This window comes from Candidatus Ozemobacteraceae bacterium (genome assembly GCA_035373905.1).
Lineage (GTDB): Bacteria > Muiribacteriota > Ozemobacteria > Ozemobacterales > Ozemobacteraceae > MWAR01.
Genome location: DAOSOK010000012.1, coordinates 71,442 through 93,168 on the forward strand (window position 1 = coordinate 71,442; position 21,727 = coordinate 93,168).

Consider the following 21,727-nt stretch of genomic DNA (forward strand, 5'->3'; position numbering starts at 1 on the left):
GAAACTCTATGAGGAGTCTGGTATGAAGCGTCTGTTGTTCGCCGTTTTCGCTTTCCTGTTAAGTTTCGGTGCCGTCGCGATGGCCCTGGAAGACGCCGGCGTCGTGTTTTCCGACCTGGCGGGCCAGGTCGAAGTTCGGCCCGGCGACGATGAAGAAGCATGGGAGTTCGCGAAGATCGACCGCAAACTCTTCACGGACGACCACATCAAGACAGGCCTCGATTCGAGCGCCATCCTCAGCTTTGCCGACATGTCGACCTTTGTGATGAAGCCGAGCACTGAAATCATTCTCAGCTCTCCCACGAAAAAAGAAAGCAAGATCAAGCTCGCCGCCGGCAACATCTGGGTGAACGTGAAGAAAATGGTCCAGGACGGCACGATGGAAATCGAGATGAGCCAAGCCGTCGCCGGCATCAAGGGAACGAACATCACCTGCGAGAGCAATCCCGATGGAAGCGAAGACAGAATCGCCGTGCTGCGCGGTATCGCTGAAGTACTCATCAGGGAAACCCAGGAGCGTGTGGCGGTCAACGAAGGCGAAGAACTTATCGTAAAGGCCGGCGGCAAAGCCGAAAAGAATACGATCGACGTCGACAAGGAAAAGGAAAAATGGAAAGACCAGCTCGGCAGGCTGGGCGAGTCGATCCAGTTGAACGAGATTCCGGATGTGTTGCGTCAGATCCATCAAAGCGAAGCCGAGAGATTTGCGGCGGTCCAGGATTCATACAAAACGCTTCTTGGGCAGGAATCGGTCACCGCAGAAGCTTCCCAGGCATTCTTCAAGGAAGTCGAGCGATTCATCGGCGCCTTGATGGAAGACGGCATCATTCTCAGCTCGATCCAACTCAAGGTGACGAACGCCCTGGCCACGCCTGACCTCAAAGCGGAGGACCGCGTGAGGCTCGTCAGCTACCAGAAGATGATCGCAGACGTCCGGGCGACGATACAGAGCTACCAGAACGAGGCGTCGAAAATGATGAAGGTTCGGTTCAAGACCGCCGCCGTTTCCCTCGAGGAAGAGCTTTCGCCGATCCGCGACAGCGCCCAGGCCGTCTTCGAAACCGTCGATTCGATTATGCGCGAGCTCGAGGGAAATCCCGTCCAGGGTCAGGACTGGTTCCGCGCCTCGATCGACACCTGCACCGACGCCCTTGCGCAGCTTGCTCCTCTCGCCGAAAACGTTTCGACGCTTCTCGAGAAGAGCCCGACCGACGCCGGCGCTCAGTCGCTTTTGAAGCTGATCGCCGCATACCAGTCCAAGATCGGCACGATGCTTCGGAATCTTGCCGTCGTTCCCGTCGACCCCTCGACGTTGACCGAAATGCAGCAGCTGGAAGACCTTGTCAGCGCGTCCATCTTCGCTCTCCAGCAAAAAATCAACGCCTATAACAGCATCTCGGGAACGTCGATCGACGTTCAAAAACGCCAGTTGGAAGAGTCCCTGCGCATCTTGAACGAGTTCTCGATCGCCCGCCGCAAATACATCAGCGCCCAGCGCATGTACGATTCCACGATGCGCGCGGCTTCCGGTCAGAAATACCGCACCACCGAACAGGAAGAGCTGGCCGAGATGTTCACGAGGATTTCCGACTCGTTCAGCCAGCTCGGCGTGGTGGCTGATGTTCTGCAGACCGAGCTGAACGATCTCGAGAACCAGCTCAACACCATCCTGAACCGATGAGCGCACAACAAGGGAGAAAGCATACTATGCGAAACAGAATCACCGGCGTGCTGATGATCGCTGCGTTCATTCTCGTGAGTGCTCAGGCGTTCGCCCTGTCCGTCGCCAGTTCGAAGGCTCTCGACGCCTTCAGGAGATACGAGCCCGATTTCGTGAGTGCTCTCCAGCGACTCCAGGAAATGGACCGCAAGGCGACGAACCTGAAGCTCGATGTAAAGAGCGACGCCTTCGCCGCGATCAAGGACGAGGCGGACGAGAAGATGGAGTTCGTCCAGAAGCGATATGACCTCCTCGAAGATCTCTTCAAGTCCGTTTCCGGCGATTATCCCGCCGACCGGGCCAACCTGCTCGACGGGTTCCAGCGGATCGACGATCTGTACCGCAAAGTTCGCGACTTTCACATGAGCCGGTTCCAGGAACGCACGGCGGCCCCTGCGGTCGACACCGGCAAGACGGAATACGAAGCCGACGTCGCTCCCGCCTCGAAAAGCACTGAGCCGACCGGCGAACCCGCCCCGGCCGCAAAGGCGACGGAGCCGGCGAAATCCGAACCCGCCGAGAAGAAAGCTGCATCCGAGCCCGAGAAGGTCCGGGTCACCGGAACGCTGAAACTCGAAGCGCGAAACCGCAACGAACGCTATACCGACGCCGACACCGCGCTTCCGAACAACCTGTCCCAGGCGAAGCTGTCGCTCATGTACGAGCGGGATGCGAGGAACAAGCTGGCCCTCGACGAGAAGATGCTCCAGCGGCGCCGCAACGAGCTGGTCAAGGAGAACATCCTTGCTCTTTCCTGGCTGCATCAGCATTCGAAGAACACATCGTTCACCCTGAAGGACACCCTGCACCACGTCTGGTATCCGGACGCCGACCTCAAGAGCTACCGCGACAACCTGGCCGAGGCGTTCTGGAACAGCAAGCAGGGAAAGTATGAATACCTGATGAATCTCGGCGTCGACGGCCGCGTGTATCCGAGATACAGCCGATCCGACTTCACGCAGCTGAATTACAACTCGCAGACGACCTACTTCGTCCCGAACGGCACCCTCTTCTTCGAGGGGACCCACAACTGGCGCAGCTACAAGAACTCGCCGAACCTCGACTACATCAACCACACGTATTACGGCGAGTTCAGCCGGTCCTACGAAGGCAACAAGAGCGACATCTCGGTGTCGAACACCTACGATGCCCGCCACTATGGAAATGAGGCGGTCAACCTGTTCCGATCCACATACTGGGACAACTACTTCCGCTTCCGCTACGACATTCCGGTCAGCAAGACCTTCAGCTGGACCTTCGAGGACGAGTGGCAGAAACGCCTGTATCCCAGCGACGGTCCCCGCGGGTATGCCCAACTGAAATTGCATACCACGGCAAATATAACCATTGACAAGGAAACCAAGGGGCGCCTCGGCCACCTGTACACGGCAAACATCGAGAACACCCGCAACAAGACCCACAAGAACCATGAGTTCTCGGGCATGTGGGAGCGCAAGTATTCGAAGAACTTCAAACTGCGCCTCGAGGACATCTTCCACCGGCGCAACGGGCTGACCGACAACACGATGGATTTTCGCGAGAACGAGTTCATCGCCAAGGCGGTCTGGAAACTGCCCAGCAAGATTGAGCTGACCTGGCGGAACGAACTGCTCAAGCGCGTGTATGAGGCCGCGACCTACCCCGACTTCAAGTTCATCGCGACCGTGCTCAGCGCGGCCTATGCGAAACCCAAAAAATACGACTGGCTCCTCGAGGCGGGATACAAGAAGTTCTCGCACGAGCGCGCCGCCGCCGCCGGCTGGAACGATGCCGCCCACCCGTTATTGCTCGCGAAGGTCAACTTCGTGCTTCGCGATGATCTGAAACTCCAGCTGTCCGCCTCGACCGAGAAGACGTTCTACCGGTCGTTCGACACCCTCGCCCAGGAACTGCTCTGGGACTTCACCAAGCCCGTCACGATCACGGACTTCTACGGCAGTCTCGTCTACGATTTCTGATCGGGTGATCGCGACTCTCCGCAGAAAACCCCTTCCGGCAACGGGAGGGGTTTTTTCAAGGCCGCAACGGGAGGAACACCGTGGTTGAATTCGATGATGTCATCTCTTCGCCGCCGCCGCCCCCGCCCCCGCCCCCGCCGTCGCGCGGACAGAGGACCGGACGCATGCCCGCCGTGGCGGCCGGGTCCTGGGGTTCGGGCGTCAGCGGGCGCATCATGCCCCCTCCGCCGCCTCCTGCTTCCGGCGGAGGATTTGCCGGCGTCAGCAGGTCGGGCTCGACGATCACCAGCGCGGATCTGCTTGCGAGCGGCCTGGAAACTGCCGGCCCGGGGCGGCTGAAAGTGGACCTGACCACTCCTCTCGAGAAGCTGTTTCTAACGATCTTTGTTCTCGCCTGCGTTTTGTCGGGGATTCTCCTGATGACCGCCGTCCTCGAAGACAAATCGGCGCTGCCGATCTTCTTTAGTTCGCTGATTCCCCTGGGAATCGCCTTCTGGCTGTACTGGTGGACGGACAACTACTACGTCGTCGACCTGCGGAACAAGATGTTCCTTTTCCATTTTCACTTCGGTCCGATCGATTTCGACTGGTCAGTCGCGCCTTTCAGCAAGATCGTCGCCTGCACGACGACGAGCGTTCACAAGACGTCCAAACAGGGAAAGCACGGCCCCACGCGGCATTGGTGGGAGTATGCGACGGTCGTGGTGCTGGATTCGGGAAAAATCATTCCGGTTTCTGATTTTTCCCGGGAGAGTCTGCATGCCGCGAATCTGCTGGCTGAAAAACTCGCGCGGGTGTTCCAGACGAAGCACGTATTCGGCCGGTCGCAATGTATTCCCGTCGTCAAGCGGGATTCGCGGGGCAACATTGTCGTCACCCAGGAGGAACCGAGCCAGTTATGGCTACTCGTGGTGGTTCTCGTCATTTTCGGATTCGTTCTCATCGCGCATCTGGCCGACAAGGTGAGATAGGAATTCCTGCCATGACATAAGCGAGTTTCCCGTTCCCGTTCGCCCTGACCTTGTCGAAGGGCGAGAACACGTGTGCTTCGACAGGCTCAGCACGAACGGACTCAAGGGTGCGAATACACTGCCGTGTTCCTCATGAGACGAGGAGAAATTCATCGAATCAGGCGCAAAGCAAACCCGCGCCGCTCGAACCGTTCGGGTTCGGCGGCGCGGGCCTCGTATATCAGGGCCGGATCAGGCCCTCAGTGGATGCAGTCGGATTTCGGGCCGTTGGGAAAGGACACTTCGGTCAGGATCTCCTGGATGATCTGGAGCGCGCCGGGGGTCACTTTTTTCCGGGTGGCCGTTTCGAAGTTCGTCACGAACAGGTCGAGATTCGTCAGGATGTAGTAGGCCTCGTCTTTGGTCAGTTTCACCGTTCCTGCCTCCTTAGACAATCATCGGGGTTTTCTTCCCTCTACGTTGAATATCGGCATCTTTCTCCGAAAAATTGAGAGGAAAGAACGAAATGTGGTAAGATGCCTGCCATGAACAGCTCCGAGACCCGTTTCTTCATCGGTTCCGTCGAACAGGCCGCCGCCGGCGGTTACGATCCGTTGTCACCGGCCATATCGGTCAGCCGCAACGGCACCCTGGCCAAGTGGCGCGGGAAGATTCACTTCATGGACCTTCGCGTGAACGATCCGGGGCTGAAAACGTATCGGACGATCTTCGTGAACGTCCTTCAGAAGGCGCTCAGCCTTGGTATCGAGGTGGTCCTGACGCTTCCCGAGGTCATTCCGACGGTCCACGAACCGCCGCCCGAGCCGCCCGTCGAGCGTGCGTCGCGCGGGAAACAGCCGCCGCCCCCGAAAAAGCCGGCAACCCCGCTTCCCGTCGTGACGTTCAAGGACTGCTTCCTGGCCGTTCCCCGGACGGTTTCCGAGCCCGAGCGGTATCACGCGCTGACGGTAGAGGAGTGCCTTCCGATCATCGAACTGGCGAAGGAATTCGGGGTGAAGAACGTGATCGTGCCGACGTCGCGGCCGGGGCTGTTTCTCGATCCCGCGGCCGGGGAGGAGTTCCGGGCCAAGTTGAAAATCCTCGCCGCCGCGGCGAAGCAGTTCGACATCACCCTGCACGTGCGCACCGGCGGCCTCTCCTTCGACCTGTTCCGGCGCATCAACCGCGAATCCGACTGCATGCTGGCTCTCGACGCCGGCTGGACACACCTCGAGAGAAACGATCTGGTCGCCGTTTACGAGGAGTTCAGAGAAAAAATCAGCATCATCCTGCTGCACCAGGTGCAGCCAGGAATCGACAAGTGGGGCGCCTGGAAAGACTCGATGGAACTGGCCTGGCGGGAGTATCAGAAGCGATCGGCCGAGTGGCGGGCCTATCCCGTGGAGGGTGACTCCCAGGAGCGCCAGACGCTCGAAGGGCTCGCCTACGACGCCTACCGCGCCTATCAGAAGACGACCGGTAACGAGCTCGCTTACCAAGGCATTTTCCAGGGGGGCGACATCAATTACGTTCCGTTTCTCAAGACGATTCGCAAAGACCTCGAGGCCGGACGGGAGTTGTATCTGCTTCTCGAGACGGTTCCGAACATGAAAAACGTCGAGTTTCTCGCCAGATATCTGCTCTCGGATTCGATGGCGAAGCCCTTCTGATTGGGGCGCCCGAAGAGAATGCCGAAGGGAAAACGTCTCGCGCTCGCGGTGGCTTTCGCCTGTCTCTGGGCGTCCGGCCCGGCTCCCCTTCGCGCCGCGTCCCCGGGAAATCTGCCGCCGAAGCCGCTCACGGCCCCTTATGAACTGGCCGCCCTCTTGACCCGCGGCGAGGAGTTGTTTCAGAACAACAATTTTCGTGAAGCCGTCATCTTCTACTACGAAGCGCTGACCATGGTTACGGACCCGGCGATGAAGGCGAAACTGCACTTCCGGATCGGCGAATGTCTCGAAGGGGTGAGGCGGTTTGAGTTCGCGACGTATCACTACAAACTCGCGATCAATAGCGGTCGTCTTACCGAAGTTCTCGTCAGCCGGGCGGCGATGAAACTCAAGCATCTCCCGAAGATGGCACAGCACGAGGAAGCGCTGAGGTTGTTCAACAAGGCCATGGCGGCATACCGCCAGCGCGACGTGCGGGGTTGCATCGACGATTATCTGAAGAGCCTCCAGCTTGAGCCCTCGCTCATGGCGCAGGACAACTCGAACCTGCTCGATGACGCGATCCAGTATCTGACCTACGTTTCAGAAAGCAAGGAAAAGGAGCCCGAGCGGCTTCTGAAGCTGGCCACGCTGATGGAACTCAGAGGCGACACCGAAAAGGCCATCGAGACGCTGAAGCAGATCCTTATCATCTATCCGAGCTCGTCGGTGGCCGGCGAGGCCGAAGAAAAGGTCGCGTTTTACACCCAGAAGCGCAGTTCCTATCTCGAGGTCCGGCGTCCGAAGGATGCCGTCTCGGAAGTCCGGGAACGGGCAAATCCGGTCCTTCATCAGACGAGACTCGATTTCGCCGATCCCGGCGCCGTTTCAAAAGATCTGACGGAATGTGCCTACACGTTCAAGGCGGCGAACGAGTCGGCGAACATCCCCGAACACAGGTTCGAAGTTTTCACCGTCATTCTCGGAAAAGGGGAAAACCAGAGGGAGTTCTCCTATCGATCCGACGAGGGAATTACCGAGCGAAAATTGACGCACGAAGACGGGGATGTCGTGTACACGGTTGAATTCACGGAAGTGAATCTCACGACCGCCTACATCCAGGATATTTACGGGGAAGGCGTGCGTTCGACGCAGTTGTTCAGCGGCATCAAGCTCAATCTGACCGTCACGCGCAAGTAAGTTCGGAAAAGGGGGCGCCTGCGGAATGCTGTTTCAGATGCTCGGGTTCGCGTTCGGGCTGGTGATGGCCGTTCATTATTACGTGCTGTTGGTTTTTCTTCCTGCCCTCATCGATGCGTTTCTCGGCGACGAATAACCGGCAGGCGCCGGAAGGTACGGCTTCATCGTCGGAGGGTGTTGACCCCGTTTTCGCCCTGCGCTAAGATTGTACACACTTCCAGGTTCTGTGCTGGTATGAATTTTGCTCTTTCCACTTGGCAAATCACTCATGAGGATACGAGGAGGCGGCCATGGCACGCGGACAGGATGCGCGCGACCTGAAGAAAATGTCGCGTGAGGAGCTGTACAAGCTTGCTCAAAAATTCAACATCAAGGGGCGCTCTGCGCTGACGAAAGATCAATTGATTGAGCAGTTGACGCCGCTCCTGGCATCCGATGACCCTCCCCAGCCAGCGGTTGCGACGAAACCGGCCGCGATGAAAAGCGCCGCTCCCGAGGGCACTTCCGAAAAACCCGCGACGAAAAAGCGCGCTTCCAGAAAGACCGCCGTCGAAGAGCCTGAGATCCCTGCCCGGCGCACGCCGGTCCCGGGAAAACAGAGCGTGGCGGCCCTTGAACCGAACGCTCAGACGTCCGACAAGCGGGCCATCCCTGGGTATGAAGAGCAGACTCGCGCCAAGCAGGTCGTCAACCGCCCGATTCCCGATACGGCGCGCCCCGGCGAAGAGCGCCTCACCGGCGAACTGCCTCTCGGCTACGGCGACACCCGCATCGTGCTCCAGGTGCGCGACCCGCACTGGGCGCACGCCTACTGGGACGTCGCGGACCGCACCCGCCAGCAGCTGCGGAACGCCATCGGCGGCGAGGCCTACGACCGGTCGCTGTTCGTGCTTCGCGTCTACGACGTGACGGATATCGTCTTCGACGGGCTGAACGCGCACAGTTACTACGACATTCATATTTTCGAAGGCGCCAACAACTGGTATCTCAATCTCGGCCGTCCCGACTGCTCCTTCCTCGTCGATCTCGGCCTCATCACACCGTCGGGAGAGTTCGTCCTGATCGCGCGCAGCAACTCGATCCGGACCCCGCGCGACACCTACAGCGAGACGATCGACGACAAGTGGATGGTGCTCGACGAGGAGTTCCGCGAGATCTATCGCGCATCCGGCGGTTTCAACGTCGGCGCGAGCAGCGGCGAGCTTCGCCATGCGCTGACCCAGCGGCTTTCCGAGCAACTGAGTTCGGGCGCGCTGAGTTCGGCGGCCTTGAGTTCGGCAGCGCTGAGCTCCGAATCTCTCTCTTCTCCCGGCGTCGGCCGCGGCGCCCCGCAGAAGGGAAAAGATTTCTGGCTCGTCGTGAATACCGAACTGATCGTATACGGCGCGACCGAGCCCGATGCGACCCTGACGGTCCAGGGGCACCACGTGAAACTGCGGCCGGACGGCACGTTCACGCTGCGGTTCGCCCTCCCGGACGGACATCAGAATATCCCGGTCCGCGCCGTGAATGCCGACGGCGACATGGAGCGGACGATCACGCCGGTCGTCGAGAAAACGACGCGCTGATGCGCGTCCCGTAGGCGCCCTCCGGGGCGGAAAGGCCTGTACGTCATGAGCAACGGCTATCTTTGTCTGGTTTTGCACGCGCATCTTCCGTATGTCCGGCATCCCGAGCATGCGGACATGATGGAGGAGCGGTGGCTGTTCGAAGCCATCACCGAGACCTACATCCCGTTGATCGAGTGTTACCAGAAGCTCGTCGACGACGGCGTCGATTTCCGCATCACGATGTCGCTGACGCCTCCGCTGATGGGCATGCTCACCGATTCCCTCCTGCAGGAGCGGTATATCAAGCATCTCGAGCTGCTGATCGAGCTTTCCGAGAAGGAAGTCGACCGCACGCGCTGGATGCCGGAGTTTCACGACACGGCGCTGATGTACCGCGAGCGGCTGACGCGGGCGCGGCGGCTGTTCTGCGACGAGTATCAGTGCAATCTGGTGCGGGCGTTCCGCAAGTTCCAGGACCTGGGAAATCTCGAGATCATCACCTGCTGCGCCACGCATGGGTATCTCCCGCTGATGGAGCTGTACCGGCCGGCGGTGCGCGCCCAGATCGAGCTGGCGGCGAACGATTACGAGCGCCATCTCGGCCGCAGGCCGCGGGGCATCTGGCTGGCCGAGTGCGCGTTCAACCCCGGTGACGACAAGGTGCTCGCCGATCACGGCATCCGGTTCTTCTTCACCGACGCGCACGGCGTTCTCCACGCGCATCCGAGGCCCCGCTACGGCGTGTTCGCGCCGTTGTTCACGCCTTCGGGCGTGGCCGCGTTTGGCCGCGATCTCGAGAGCAGCAAGCAGGTCTGGTCTGCGGAAGAGGGCTACCCGGGCGATTTCGACTACCGCGAGTTCTACCGCGACATCGGGTTTGATCTCGACCTCGATTATATTCGTCCCTATATTCACGAGTCCGGCATTCGGTTGAACACGGGCATCAAGTATCACCGCATCACGACCAGAGGCGGCGGTCACAAGGAACCCTACAACCGCCGCGTCGCGCTGGCGAAGGCCGAAATGCACGCCGGCCACTTCATGTGGTGCCGCGAGCGCCAGGTCGAGTATCTGAACACGCTCATGGATCGTCCGCCGATCATCGTCTCGCCGTACGACGCCGAACTGTTCGGCCACTGGTGGTACGAAGGGCCTGATTTCATCCATTATCTGTTGCGCAAGGTCGCATGCGACAGCCGGAAGCTGCAGCTGATCACGCCGTCCGAATACCTGTCGGCGCACCCGAAGAATCAGGTGGCCATGCCCTCGATGTCGTCGTGGGGCCACAAGGGATACCATGAGGTCTGGCTCGAGGGAAACAACGACTGGGTCTACCGGCACCTGCACAAGGCCGCCGAACGCATGATCGAACTGGCCGACCGGTACCCGCACGCCGAGGGGACGAAACGGCGCGCCCTCAACCAGGCCGCGCGCGAGCTCCTGCTGGCGCAGGCCTCCGACTGGGCGTTCATCATGAAGACCGGCACGACGGTTCCCTACGCGGTCAAGCGCACGAAGGACCACTGCGTTCGGTTCACCCGCCTGTATCACGACATCAGCGCCGACGCCGTCGACGAGAACTGGCTGTCGGAAGTCGAGTCGCGTGATAATATATTTCCACAGATAGATTACAGGCTCTATGCGACGTCCAGGTGACGTTCTGACGCATGGCTGAGTCGAACGGTTCGCTCGGCGGCGAACGAAGCTGGTTCTGGGGCGGGTTCGCCGACCGGAACGCCGGGCTCATCTTCGCTCTGTGCGCCATTTTCCTCGCCGTCCTGCTGTTCGGCAGCAAGTCGCTGGAGGGAGTCGAGGAGTATCTCCACGCACTCTATTTCCAGGTCGGGTACGAGCCGGAAGTGACGAGGGGCGATATCCTCATCATCAAGAAGGATGAGCATACGTCCGAACTGCTCGAGCGGAACCCGGACCGCGGGGATTTCGCCTCGATCCTGCGGACCTTGACGCAGCCGCATTTCGTCAAATATTCTTCGGGGGGGCGACCGGCCTATTACGGCGGAATCGAGCTGAAGTTCGGCCGTTTCGAGATGAAAAGCTGCCCGGTCGTCAGTTCGCTCAACGAGTGGGATCGCGCGATCCTCGCGAACCGGGCGAAGGAGACCGGCGGAAAAGCCCCCGAACGGCCGTCGATTACCTCGTTTTTCGGCTTTTCCGAACGTCTCTGGACTCCGAAGGGAACCAGCGTCCTGAAGGTGTTCGAACTGCCCGACGCGTATCCGCCCAAAGACGTCGAAAAGATCGACGATGCGGTGCTCGAAAAGTGGGAGGCGTTTTTCCTCGGCCTCTTCCAGGGATATGTAACGATCGATATACGAGCTGCGCCCGACAGCGAGACGGCGTTCTCGATCACGGCGCTGTTCAACCGGCCGGGCCTGCCGCCCGGCAGATGGGTGACGCCGGCCTCCGTCGTCGCCTGGGACTTCGTGCTCCAGGGAAAGAAACTCGAAGATGCCGAACATGACAGGGAATTGATACGGGCGATCGCATCGGCCAGCGTGCCGATCGTTCTCGCCGCCCAGGTCAACGAATCGGTCGTGAGCGAAAAGACCGTCGTCGCGGACGGCCCCGATGCCGGACGGGTTATCTACAATACGGCGAAGCGGATATCCCTGGTCATGCCGGAAAAGGAATTTGTCACCGGTCTTGCGGATCTCGCGTTCATCAATGTCGGCGTCACCGGCAAGGGGAACGTGAACCGGTTGCCCCTGTTCATCGAACCCCCTGGGAACAACCGTCTGGAGCCGTCGTTCTGCCTCCGAACCTCCGCCAGCGCTCTCGACAGGCGCGCCGGCCTCGATTCCACCGCTTCCGACTCGTATGTTGCCTCCATGAAACGCGAGCTCGAGCGGATAACCCCGCTCTGGCAGAAAGGCGCGTATCAGGGTGGCTTCCGCCTCAGGGATATCGACATCCCCTGCGATAACAGGGGCCTGTTCACGATCAAATATGTGGGATCGGTCCAGAGGATCGGCAACCATCCCCCGGTGTTCCCGGCTGTCTCGTTTTACGAGTGTTTCGATGCCGATCACCTGATGGAATGCGCTTCTGCCGCGACAGACCCGAAAAACGCGGAGAAACTCGACCCGGCGAAGGCGCACATGAACACGCTCATCCGGCGCGATTTCGGAAACCGGATCTGCATGGCGGGGCCGTTCGAGGCGACGGATTTCGACTTCTACTCGACGCCGCTGAGCGTGAAGACGCCCTTCAACAAGTTGAAAGAGCAGTTGTTCGGCATCGAGATCCACGCGAATGCCGTCCAGAATATCGTCGACAGGAATTTTCTGCGCGCTCCGGATATGCACGTCACGTTCGGGCTTCTCATCCTGGGAACCCTGACGTTGGGCTTCCTGCTGGACCGCTCCGGTCCGGGAGCCGGGGTCGTCCTGCTGCTCATGGGAACGGGCGGCGTGAGCTGGCTGGCCTACCATTCCTACCACGCGTGGGGCCGGCTGATGGTCATTTCGCCGTGTCTGGTCAGCTTCCCGATCACCTGGGCGGCCACGGTTCTGACGAACTATTTCCGCCAGCGGGCGAAGGCGAACACGACGAAGGCGATGTTCTCCCGGTTCGTTTCGAAAGATGTCGTGCAATATATGCTCGAACACCCCGACCTGGTCAGGCCTGGCGGGCAGAAGGTCGAGATGACGGTGTTCTTCTCCGACGTCGCCGGGTTCACCTCGATTTCCGAAGCTCTGACGCCTGAAGAACTGGTCGTGTTGCTCAACGAGTATCTCGGAACCATGACGGACATCCTGTTCAAATACGGCGGAACGCTCGACAAGTTCATCGGCGATGCGGTCATGGCGTTCTGGAACTTCCCGAAAAGCCAGCCCGATCACGCGGTGAGAGCCTGCCTGTGCGCGCTCGAAATGCAGGCGACGATCACCGAACTCCAGAAGGGGTGGGCCAAGCGCGGGCTCCCGAAGGTCGCGGCCCGGGCCGGTATGAACACGGCGCACGTGGTCGTCGGCTACATGGGCTCGATCAAGGCCCAGATGAACTTCACCTGCATGGGCGACGGCGTCAACCTCGCTTCCCGCCTTGAGGGCGCGAACAAGGAATACGGCACGATGATGATGATCTCCGACGCGACCTACCAGCAGGCGAAAGAGCGCGTGACGGCGCGGTTCCTCGACTTTCTGGCCGTGAAAGGGAAGAAGGAGCCCGTCAAGGTGCATGAACTCGTTTGCGAGAAGGGCAAGGAACCCCCGGGCTGGAGCGAACTCGCGGAACTGTACGATACCGGTATCAAGCTGCATCTCGACCGGAAATGGGACGAGGCGATCGCCAAATTCGAAGAGGTGCTTGCCCGGTGGCCCGATGACGGTCCGAGCAAGACCTACATCGGCCGCTGCCAGGAATACAAGATCAACCCGCCGCCGGAAAACTGGGACGGCAGTTATCACCTGACGCACAAATAATCGCCGCGCTTCTCGCCAATTCGTGCCGGATGTGGTAAATACTGTGCATGGAATCATACAACGTCGAGCCTCTTCTCAGTGAGGCTCTGATCATCGAAGACACCGACACGCTTTCCCGATTTCTCGACAGCGTCGCCGATACCGACGTGGTTGCCGTCGATACCGAGTCGGCCGGGTTTTACAAATACCGTGCGATCGTGAACCTCGTCCAGGTTTCCACGCGCACGCGCGCCGCGCTGATCGATCCGCAGGCGTTCGCCGATTTTTCCCCCCTGGCCCGGTTCGCGAAGGAGCGGGACTGCGAATGGCTGTTCCACGGCGGCGATTACGACGCCGCGATTCTCGCCCGCGAGCTCAACGTGCATGTTCGGAAGATTTTCGACACGCGCATCGCGGCCGAGATGATCGGCTCGAACGAGCTCGGTCTGAGCGCTCTGGCCGAACGCTATCTCGGTTTTCCCCTCGACAAGAAACTGCAGCGGTGCGACTGGTCGCGCCGGCCGCTGACGCCGGGTATGATCAAATACGGGTTGCTCGACGCGATCTGCCTTGTTCCGATCCGCGACGCTATGTATGCCGAGCTCGAACGGCTTGGCCGGCTCGATTGGGCCCGGGAGGAGTTCGAGGTTCTCACCGAGCGGTTCGTCAACTCTCCGCGCCTGCCGATGCACGATAATCCATACGCGTATCTGATCAAGGGGTCCGCCCGCATGCCGATCAGACAGATAGCGATCCTGAAGGAAGTCTGGACGCTGCGCGAGCGGATCGCCGAAAAGATCGACCGCGCCCCCTTCATGGTGATCGGAAATCAGGCGCTGCTCGATATCGCGCGCCAGGCGCCGCGCAGTCTCGCGGGGCTTTCGGTCATCAAGCAGATCGGCCGCGACTTCATCGCCCGCTACGGCCGCGATGTGCAGGAAGCGGTCAAGCGCGGCCTGGAAGCCCCCACCGAGGGCCTGTTGCCGCCGTCTCGCCCGCGCCACGAACAGAACTTTTTCACCTCCTGGGAAGGCGATCTCGTCAGAGCCCTGCGCGACCGGCGCAACGCCGTCGCGGCCCGACTCGGGATGCCGCCGGCTTTGCTGACCGATCCCGAAGTCCTTGGGGTGCTGGCAAAAGAGCGACCGACCGAGATTGCCGGGATGAAAAAAATCCCCGGATTCAGAAACTGGCAGGTCGAGCTTCTGTTTGATGAATATCTTCCGATATTGAATCGCGAGCCGCCGGCGGGGCCCGTCGGCCGGAGGCGGCGCAGGCGCAGAAAGCCGGCCCCGGCTTCCGGTGGCGGCGAGTGATTTCCACCGCCGTCAGCCTGTTTCTGGGAAGCGTCGCCGTTCTGGCGCTGCCCAGGCTGGTTCCGGGGATCAAGATCCGGGACTACGGCTCGGCGCTGAGGCTCGTGATCGCAATGGCCCTGATCGGGACCTTCGTGAACCTGGTTCTCGGGTTTTTCACGCTCGGCCTCTGGCGGGTGTTCCAGGCGCTGTCGCTGGGCGCGCTCTCCCTGCTGGTAAACACGTTCGCGCTTGATTTCGCCTCGGACATCGTCGGGGGCGTCGAAGTTGACAGCTTTTCCAGCGCATTCCGGGGCGGCCTCGTGGTGACGATCTGGACGTATTTCCTGTGGATCCTGATCCCGGCCTGAGCGCTGCGGACCACCCGCAGAAGGCGGTAAGCGGAACGCCGGCCCCCGGTTGGGTGGGTGCTCGTTCTTCGCTCCTTGCGGCATGGGTGCCCGAGATCGTTTTTCTGAGCATCTGCGCCTGGCTGTTTGTCGCCGACCTGAATGCGAACGGACGGCCGTGGGGCTTCCCCCTCGACGACGCCTGGATACACATGACCTTCGGCCGGAACCTCGCCCAGGGCGCCGGCTTCGGCGTCAACCCCGGGGAGCCGTGCGGGGCCTCGACGAGCGTTCTCTGGTCGCTCTGGCTGGCCGCTCTGCACCTGCTGCCCGCGCGATTCGGCCTGGCCGGGGTGATCGCCTGCGTCAAGGCGAGCGGCGTTTTTCTCGGACTGGCCGCCATCGCCGGCACGAGGCGGTTCCTGCGCGCGGCGGGGCTTTCTCCTCGGGAAACGCTCGCCGGGCTGTTGCTGACGCTCGCCGCGTATCCGCTTTCATGGGCTGCCCTCTCGGGAATGGAAGTGCCGCTTACCTGTGCGCTGTGCGCCTGGGCGGCCGCATATCAGGCCGAAGCCGCGAACGGGGCGAATTCCGGCCGCGCCCGCCGGATTGCCGCCGTCCTCTGGGCGCTTGCGACCATCGCCAGGCCTGAAAATGCCGTCTTTCTTGCCGCGGCCGTCCTCCTCATGAGCCGGCATGAGGAGCAGGGACGGCTTTCAGGTATGGTTCGACTCGCCGGATGGGTTCTTCCGATAGTGACCTTATATATATTATCAATGATATATATCAGCGGGAAACCGTGGCCGTCGACCCTCGAGGCGAAGATGACCGCCGGTGCGCTTCCGGCGATGGCAAGAACCGGCGACTGGTCCGGGATTCCAGCCGCGACCTTTGCGGGATGCGCGAAGGCGCTGGGCGAATCGCTGGCCTTCCTGCTCGGCGAAAACGTCGTCGCGCTCGTCGCTTGCCTCCTGGCGCCGTCGTTCTGGTTCATATCGAGAAAGGAGCGCCTCGAGCGTGGAAGCGTCGAGACGGCCTGGTTTGCCTGGGCGAGCCTCCCCGTGCAGGCCGTGCTCGTCGCGTTGATCGCCGCACCCGAATCGTATTCCGCCTTTCATGGACGGTATCTGGCGCACACGGTATGGCTTGCGGTTCCTGCCGCGACGGTGTTCGCTTCCGCCGCCCGGCGCCTCCTCGACAGGCCGCGCCTGATCCGGGCGGTCGCGCTCGTGGGTCTGCTCGCGGCGGCGGACAGGCAGATCGATCTCGCTGATGCGTATGCCCGCGAAACCTCGAATATCACCAACCTGCAGGTGCGTATCGCGCGCTGGTTTGGAGAACGCCTGCCGAAGGGTGGGGCGGTCGCGATCAACGACGTCGGCGCGATGGGCTATTTTTCCGGCCGCCGCCTGATCGATCTTGAGGGACTGATTACTCCGCAGGCCATTCCCTCGAACCGAGCCGGCCGGATCGATGCCTTTCTCGAAGACGTGAAGCCCGAATATCTCCTGATTTTCCCCTACTGGTATCCCGAGGTCGTCGCCCGCCTAGGCTTTTTCAAACCGCTCATGCGGTTCACCATCGAGCGAAACGTCACCGGGGGAGGGGAGGAAATGGTTCTTTTCTCCATGCCCTGGACTTCTGAGCGAACAAGCTCCTTGCCGCCCCTTCCCGAACCGGGTTTGCCGGTCGCGGTACCCCCTGCCGGCGGCAGAAAGTGATATCTGCAGAGAAATCATCGCTGTTGCGTTCTCGGGCTATTCCCTTCCGTTTGAGGACGGGAACGCCGATACTTGTTCCGAGAAGAAAAACGGTGAATTTGCCGTACCCTGAAATTATGGGTATACTCAAAGAATCTGGTCATCGTTTTCAGATCATATTTTATCAAGGAGGAATCTCGTGAAGCGTTTCTTTGGTTCTTTCCTGGCAGCGGCGCTCTGTTTTGCGTCGGCCGGCGGTGCGTTCGCGGCTCCCGGCATCAACATCAAGGCCGTCAAGGGCTTCAACACCGAAGTCGAGGTCGATGTTCCCGAGGTTGCGATCGACGCCTGTGAGGCGGCGGGCCAGAAAGCCCTTTCGATCACGATTCCGAACGGCTCGATCTCTCTCGACAAGGCCTGCCCCCAGCTTCCCAGGCTGACGGCGATGGTCATGGTCGATCCTTTCAAAAACCCGGTTTTTCGCGTGAAGCCCGTCCAGTCCGAGATCATCGACCTCGATGCGCGCGTCGTGCCCAGCAAGGGCAACATCACCCGCAATGTCGATCCGAACACCGTTCCGTTCGAATACGGCGATGTCTACGGCCAGGATCGCTGGTATCCCGCCGATAACGAACTCGTCGCTCTCAGCGAGCCCTTCATCATGCGCGATATCCGCGGCGTTCGCCTGCTCGTGAACCCGGTACAATACAATCCGGTTCAGAACAAACTCCGCGTGCATCGCCGCATGAATATCTCGATCGTCGGCGGCGCCGCCTCCACCAACGCGCTCCGCTCCGCCCAGCGCATCAGCAGTTACTACGAGCCGATCTATCGCAGCGTGTTCGCGAACTTCGACAAGGCCGCCACCCGGCTGCCCCGCCTCGAGGAAAACGGCCGCCTGCTGATCATCACCGCCGACGCCTTCGCCGACGCGATGGGCCCGTTCGTCGCCTGGAAGAAGAAGTGCGGTCTCGATGTCGCTCTCGTGAAGATGAGCAGCGTCGGCAATACCGCCGTCGATATCAAGAACTATATTCAGGCTGACTACAACAAGGGCGGCCTGACCCACATCATGCTGGTCGGCGATGCCGCCCAGGTTCCCACCCTCAAGGGCGTGAGGGAAAACGCGGACTCCGATCCGTGCTACACCAAGCTCGCCGGCGACGATCACGTGCCGGACTGCATCATCAGCCGCCTCTCTGCGACCACCCCGGAAGCCGTTGCCTACCAGGTCGCCAAGTTCGTGAACTATGAGCAGTTCCCCTCCACCGGCGCCGAAGCAGCCTGGTACGGCAAGGGAATGGGCATCGCCAGCAACGAAGGCAATCCGACCGATTTCGTCCGCGCCGGCTGGATCCGCGATGCGCTGCTCAAGGGCCAGTTCTCCTCGGTTGACGAAGTCTACGCCCCGAAGGCCACGAAGGCCATGGTGTTCTCCGGCATGGCCGAGGGACGCAGCCTGATCAACTACATCGGCCACGGCAGCAACACCACCTGGGTCACCACCGGTTTCGGCGTCTCCGACTGCTCTCAGCTGAAGAACGGCTGGAAGACGCCCATCATCTGGGACGTCGCCTGCGTGAACGGCAACTTCGTCAACATGGAATGCTTCGCCGAGGCCTTCATGAAAGCCGGCAGCATCGAGGACCCGAAGGGCGCCGTCGCGATCTTCGCCGCCAGCACCAACATGGAATGGGTTCCTCCCTGCGACGTGCAGAAGGAAATCAACAACAACTACACCGTGAACGAACTCTACAAGACCGTCGGCGGTCTCGCCTTCAACGGCATCATGAAGGGGCTCGAGATCTACGGAACCGATCCGAAGAAAAGCGGCGTCATGATGTTCGAGCAGTGGCACTTGTTCGGCGACGGAACGATGCTGGCCCGCTTCAAGGCTCCCACGGCCGTCAACGTCTCGGTTGAAGCCGCCAAGGCAGAAGACCGCGTCAACCTGACCGCCAAGGTCGTCGATGCCGAAGGCAAGCCGGTCAGCAATGCCCGCGTCACCTTCTACACCGAGCGCATCGAGAACGCCCGGGTCGGAACCACGAACGAGCAGGGCATCGCCAACCTGTCGATGCCTCTCGTCCGCAACGACGGCGGTTACGTGACCGTCATCGGCGCCGACCTGGTTCCGGTCGTCGACCAGAAGGTCCAGTTCTGATCTGATCCAGTCCCGATAACTGGGCCCGGGGAACTTCCCCGGGCCCGGCTTTATTTTTGCGGATATAATCCATGTCGTATCGTCTGGAAGCGGCTGATTGCGATCCGCCCCGCGACGCAGGGTTTTGCGCGCCTCATGTGATAGGCGGCAAATATCACGAATAATATATATTGTATCCGCATCGACATGATGCTCCCGACCGCCCTGAGCCAGTCGAATGAGGAGAGCATTCGTGCTTCGGCAGGCCCAGCACGAACGGCATCGATCATGCGAGTGATCGTCGTGTAACTCCTGAGCGAAAGGGCGCATCGCGATGCCCCTCAATCGATCGGCCAGGGACGATCGTCGGCGTTACAGGATGCCCGACAGCAGCACGATCCGCATCACGATGTTCGCCAGCATGCCCGCGGCGACGTCGTCGAGGACGATGCCCACGCCGCCCCTGAAACTTTCGAAAATGTTCAGGGGGTAGAATTTCAGGACGTCGAACGCCCGGAACAGCAGGAAGCCGGCGACGAGCACGGCGAGATCGGCCCGCCAGAGGAACAGCAGGGTGGCCCACATCCCGACGACTTCGTCGATCACCACGAAATTGGGATCGCGGATGCCGGAGATGCGCTCGGAACGGTCGGCCAAGCCGATCGCGGCGAGACATCCGAAGAAAAACAGGACGACCTGCAGCCATGCGGCGAGGTCGCGCGTCAGCAGAAAGATCGCGATGCCGGGGAGACTGCCCCATGTTCCCGAGGCGACCGGGATATAGCCGAACCCGCCTCCGGCCGACAGGAGGCTGAGCAGACGCCCGCCGGGCGTTTCACTCGTCGAGAAGGTGCCAGTTTCGTTTGAGGTAATCATATCCTGAATAGACGGTCATGATGACGGCGATCATCATGAGAACCTGGACGATCGGCCCGTGATAGACGGCGAAGACCGCCGCCGCTTCCGTGTAGTTCCAACTATAGAGAATCACGCGGGCGCTGATGAACACCAGCGCCGTGATGATCGCCGTGAGCTGGGCCGTCGTCTTCCATTTGCCGAGATTGCTGGCTTCGATGGCCATCCCCTTCGGCGTGCAGATCAGCCTCAATCCCGTGACGGCGAACTCGCGCGCGATGATGACGATGGCCACCCAGGCCGGAGTGAACGTGATGGAGCGGTATTCGACCATCGCGATGAGCGCCGTCGAAACGAGCAGCTTGTCGGCGATGGGGTCCATGAACTTGCCGAACGTCGTCTCCTCCTTGTACCAGCGGGCGACGGCGCCGTCGTAGTAATCGGTGATGGCGGCCAGGATGAACGTGACGGTGGCGACGATCTTTCCCCAGTCGCCGTTCGGCGTGTCGGGCCCGCTCCAGAGGAAGGCCCCGAGAAAGACCGGAATCGCCGCGACCCGCATGAACGTGAGCTTCGTGGCAAGGGTCATCCGTGGACCTCGGCGGCGAAGTCGTAGGCGTCGGCGGATAAAATTTTTACTTTTATTATATCGCCAGGCGTTATATTTGCCTTCGCCGCGAATGTGACCGTATTGTCGACTTCCCATGCGTCGCCGGGAAGACGCGCGGTCGCGGCACCATTCTCGACGACATCGACCATGACGTGCTGGAGCGACCCGACGAGTTTCTGATTGCGCTCCGCCGAAAGCACCTGCTGGAGCGTCATCAGTTCATCGAGCCGGCGGGTTTTCTCCGGTTTCAGGACGCGCGGCCTGATCTTGAGGGCCGGCGTGCCGTCTTCGGGAGAGTAGGGGAAAGCGCCGACCCGGTCGATGGGGTGCTCCTGGATGAACTCGATCAGCTGGGCGAAATCCTCATCGGTTTCGCCCGGGAACCCGACGATGAACGTCGTCCTGATCGTCGCCTTCCGCCAGGTGCGGCGGATGTGTCCGATCAGCGACACGAGGTGACGCCGGTCGGTGCCGCGGTTCATCAGCGTCAGCATGCGATCCGAAGCGTGCTGGAATGGAATGTCGAAGTAGGGTACCAGCTTGGGGAGGCGATACAGGTCATCAAGCAGATCGGGGGTGACCCGTGCCGGATGCAGGTAGTGCAGGCGAATCCAGTCGATGCCGGGAACGGCCCCCAGTTTTTCGACCAGCTCCGGCAAACGACAGGCTCCGCCGTGATCCGTTCCGAAGCGCGTCGTGTCCTGCGCCACGATGTTGACTTCCTTGGCGCCGGTGGCCGCAAGTCGTTCGGCATCGCGGATGATCTCGGCGAACGGTCTCGAATGGAACGGGCCGCGGATTCCGGGGATGGCGCAGTAGGCGCAATGATTGCTGCAGCCTTCGGCGATCTTGAGAAACCCGATGTGCGGGGGGGTGAACCTGCGCGCGGAGGGAACCCATGTGTTGCGGCCGGCGCGGGGCGGGCGCGGCGTCTCGGTGATCCGGGAGATCATCCCGTCGAGTTCGCAGCCGGAGAAGAACTCGAACACCAGGTCGATCTCGGGAATCTCCTTCGCGATCTCGTCGCGGTACCGCTTGATCATGCAGCCGAAAACGGCCACGCGAAGCTCGGGTCGCTCGTCCTTGAGCGCGAGCACCTGCATGACCGTGCGAAGCGACTCTTCCTTGGCGTCCTTGATGAACCCGCAGGTGTTGATCAGGACGAGATCCGCCTCGTCGGCGGACGAGACCCAGACGAGTCCGCGCCGTTCGAGATCGGCGGCGACGACTTCGGAATCAGCCGTGTTCTTCGGGCATCCCAGCGAGATCAGGTGAAACTTCATGGCTCACAAGATACACGGGGTCGCCCCAAAGATCAAGGTT

The 21,727-nt window shown here is 60.8% G+C and carries 16 protein-coding genes; 12 read left to right on the forward strand and 4 right to left on the reverse strand.

Annotated elements, in window-relative coordinates; translation table 11 throughout:
- The first annotated feature begins 22 nt into the window (after positions 1 to 22).
- The 3 genes from PLU72_07765 to PLU72_07775 all read left to right on the forward strand — a co-directional run bounded on the left by PLU72_07765 (position 23) and on the right by PLU72_07775 (position 4,649).
- The gene (locus PLU72_07765) at positions 23 to 1,681 is read left to right on the forward strand and encodes a FecR family protein (GenBank protein HOT28072.1); all 1,659 of its coding nucleotides are present in this window, start codon (positions 23 to 25) and stop codon (positions 1,679 to 1,681) included.
- 26 nt (positions 1,682 to 1,707) lie between these two features.
- A complete protein-coding gene (locus PLU72_07770; GenBank protein HOT28073.1) occupies positions 1,708 to 3,678 on the forward strand; it encodes a hypothetical protein in 1,971 nt (656 codons plus the stop codon).
- A gap of 80 nt (positions 3,679 to 3,758) precedes the next feature.
- Positions 3,759 to 4,649: a hypothetical protein gene (locus PLU72_07775; GenBank protein HOT28074.1), complete on the forward strand. Its 891-nt coding sequence runs from the start codon at positions 3,759 to 3,761 to the stop codon at positions 4,647 to 4,649.
- A gap of 239 nt (positions 4,650 to 4,888) precedes the next feature.
- Here PLU72_07775 and PLU72_07780 read toward each other — a convergent pair whose 3' ends face one another.
- A complete protein-coding gene (locus PLU72_07780) occupies positions 4,889 to 5,062 on the reverse strand; it encodes a hypothetical protein (GenBank protein HOT28075.1) in 174 nt (57 codons plus the stop codon).
- 111 nt (positions 5,063 to 5,173) lie between these two features.
- On the opposite strand from PLU72_07780, the gene PLU72_07785 reads away from it, so the two are divergent.
- The 9 genes from PLU72_07785 to PLU72_07825 all read left to right on the forward strand — a co-directional run bounded on the left by PLU72_07785 (position 5,174) and on the right by PLU72_07825 (position 18,960).
- Positions 5,174 to 6,298, forward strand: coding sequence for a hypothetical protein (locus PLU72_07785; GenBank protein HOT28076.1), 1,125 nt, complete (start codon positions 5,174 to 5,176; stop codon positions 6,296 to 6,298).
- An 18-nt stretch (positions 6,299 to 6,316) separates the two neighbouring features.
- Entirely contained in the window at positions 6,317 to 7,477 is a 1,161-nt protein-coding gene (locus PLU72_07790; protein HOT28077.1) for a hypothetical protein, read from the forward strand.
- 290 nt (positions 7,478 to 7,767) lie between these two features.
- Positions 7,768 to 9,045 (forward strand): DUF4912 domain-containing protein, encoded by a 1,278-nt coding sequence (locus PLU72_07795; GenBank protein ID HOT28078.1) that lies wholly within the window; start codon positions 7,768 to 7,770, stop codon positions 9,043 to 9,045.
- Between the two features lie 45 nt (positions 9,046 to 9,090).
- Positions 9,091 to 10,683: a DUF1957 domain-containing protein gene (locus PLU72_07800; protein ID HOT28079.1), complete on the forward strand. Its 1,593-nt coding sequence runs from the start codon at positions 9,091 to 9,093 to the stop codon at positions 10,681 to 10,683.
- An 11-nt stretch (positions 10,684 to 10,694) separates the two neighbouring features.
- The gene (locus PLU72_07805; GenBank protein ID HOT28080.1) at positions 10,695 to 13,472 is read left to right on the forward strand and encodes an adenylate/guanylate cyclase domain-containing protein; all 2,778 of its coding nucleotides are present in this window, start codon (positions 10,695 to 10,697) and stop codon (positions 13,470 to 13,472) included.
- Between the two features lie 47 nt (positions 13,473 to 13,519).
- A complete protein-coding gene (locus tag PLU72_07810) occupies positions 13,520 to 14,767 on the forward strand; it encodes an HRDC domain-containing protein (GenBank protein ID HOT28081.1) in 1,248 nt (415 codons plus the stop codon).
- The gene (locus PLU72_07815; GenBank protein HOT28082.1) at positions 14,764 to 15,117 is read left to right on the forward strand and encodes a phage holin family protein; all 354 of its coding nucleotides are present in this window, start codon (positions 14,764 to 14,766) and stop codon (positions 15,115 to 15,117) included. Before PLU72_07810 ends, PLU72_07815 begins: the two co-directional genes overlap by 4 nt.
- Positions 15,096 to 16,817, forward strand: coding sequence for a hypothetical protein (locus PLU72_07820; protein HOT28083.1), 1,722 nt, complete (start codon positions 15,096 to 15,098; stop codon positions 16,815 to 16,817). The genes PLU72_07815 and PLU72_07820 overlap by 22 nt, the downstream gene beginning before the upstream one ends.
- Before the next feature lie 178 nt (positions 16,818 to 16,995).
- Positions 16,996 to 18,960, forward strand: coding sequence for a C25 family cysteine peptidase (locus PLU72_07825; GenBank protein HOT28084.1), 1,965 nt, complete (start codon positions 16,996 to 16,998; stop codon positions 18,958 to 18,960).
- 351 nt (positions 18,961 to 19,311) lie between these two features.
- Here PLU72_07825 and PLU72_07830 read toward each other — a convergent pair whose 3' ends face one another.
- From PLU72_07830 to rimO, 3 genes are read right to left on the reverse strand one after another with little or no spacing between them, the layout of a single operon-like run.
- A complete protein-coding gene (locus PLU72_07830) occupies positions 19,312 to 19,815 on the reverse strand; it encodes a phosphatidylglycerophosphatase A (GenBank protein HOT28085.1) in 504 nt (167 codons plus the stop codon).
- The gene (gene pgsA / locus PLU72_07835) at positions 19,775 to 20,383 is read right to left on the reverse strand and encodes a CDP-diacylglycerol--glycerol-3-phosphate 3-phosphatidyltransferase (GenBank protein ID HOT28086.1); all 609 of its coding nucleotides are present in this window, start codon (positions 20,381 to 20,383) and stop codon (positions 19,775 to 19,777) included. The genes PLU72_07830 and pgsA overlap by 41 nt, the downstream gene beginning before the upstream one ends.
- On the reverse strand, positions 20,380 to 21,687 hold the full coding sequence (gene rimO / locus PLU72_07840) for a 30S ribosomal protein S12 methylthiotransferase RimO (protein ID HOT28087.1): 1,308 nt from the start codon (positions 21,685 to 21,687) through the stop codon (positions 20,380 to 20,382). Before rimO ends, pgsA begins: the two co-directional genes overlap by 4 nt.
- Between the last annotated feature and the right edge of the window lie 40 nt (positions 21,688 to 21,727).

Bases quoted from the DNA above. Each gene is read 5' to 3' on its own strand.
- PLU72_07790 (HOT28077.1), top strand. From the start codon at position 6,317: ATGCCGAAGGGAAAACGTCTCGCGCTCGCGGTGGCTTTCGCCTGTCTC.
- PLU72_07800 (HOT28079.1), top strand. From the start codon at position 9,091: ATGAGCAACGGCTATCTTTGTCTGGTTTTGCACGCGCATCTTCCGTAT.
- PLU72_07785 (HOT28076.1), top strand. From the start codon at position 5,174: ATGAACAGCTCCGAGACCCGTTTCTTCATCGGTTCCGTCGAACAGGCC.
- PLU72_07805 (HOT28080.1), top strand. From the start codon at position 10,695: ATGGCTGAGTCGAACGGTTCGCTCGGCGGCGAACGAAGCTGGTTCTGG.
- PLU72_07810 (HOT28081.1), top strand. From the start codon at position 13,520: ATGGAATCATACAACGTCGAGCCTCTTCTCAGTGAGGCTCTGATCATC.
- PLU72_07770 (HOT28073.1), top strand. From the start codon at position 1,708: ATGCGAAACAGAATCACCGGCGTGCTGATGATCGCTGCGTTCATTCTC.
- pgsA (HOT28086.1), bottom strand. From the start codon at position 20,383: ATGACCCTTGCCACGAAGCTCACGTTCATGCGGGTCGCGGCGATTCCG.
- PLU72_07830 (HOT28085.1), bottom strand. From the start codon at position 19,815: ATGATTACCTCAAACGAAACTGGCACCTTCTCGACGAGTGAAACGCCC.
- PLU72_07795 (HOT28078.1), top strand. From the start codon at position 7,768: ATGGCACGCGGACAGGATGCGCGCGACCTGAAGAAAATGTCGCGTGAG.
- rimO (HOT28087.1), bottom strand. From the start codon at position 21,687: ATGAAGTTTCACCTGATCTCGCTGGGATGCCCGAAGAACACGGCTGAT.
- PLU72_07765 (HOT28072.1), top strand. From the start codon at position 23: ATGAAGCGTCTGTTGTTCGCCGTTTTCGCTTTCCTGTTAAGTTTCGGT.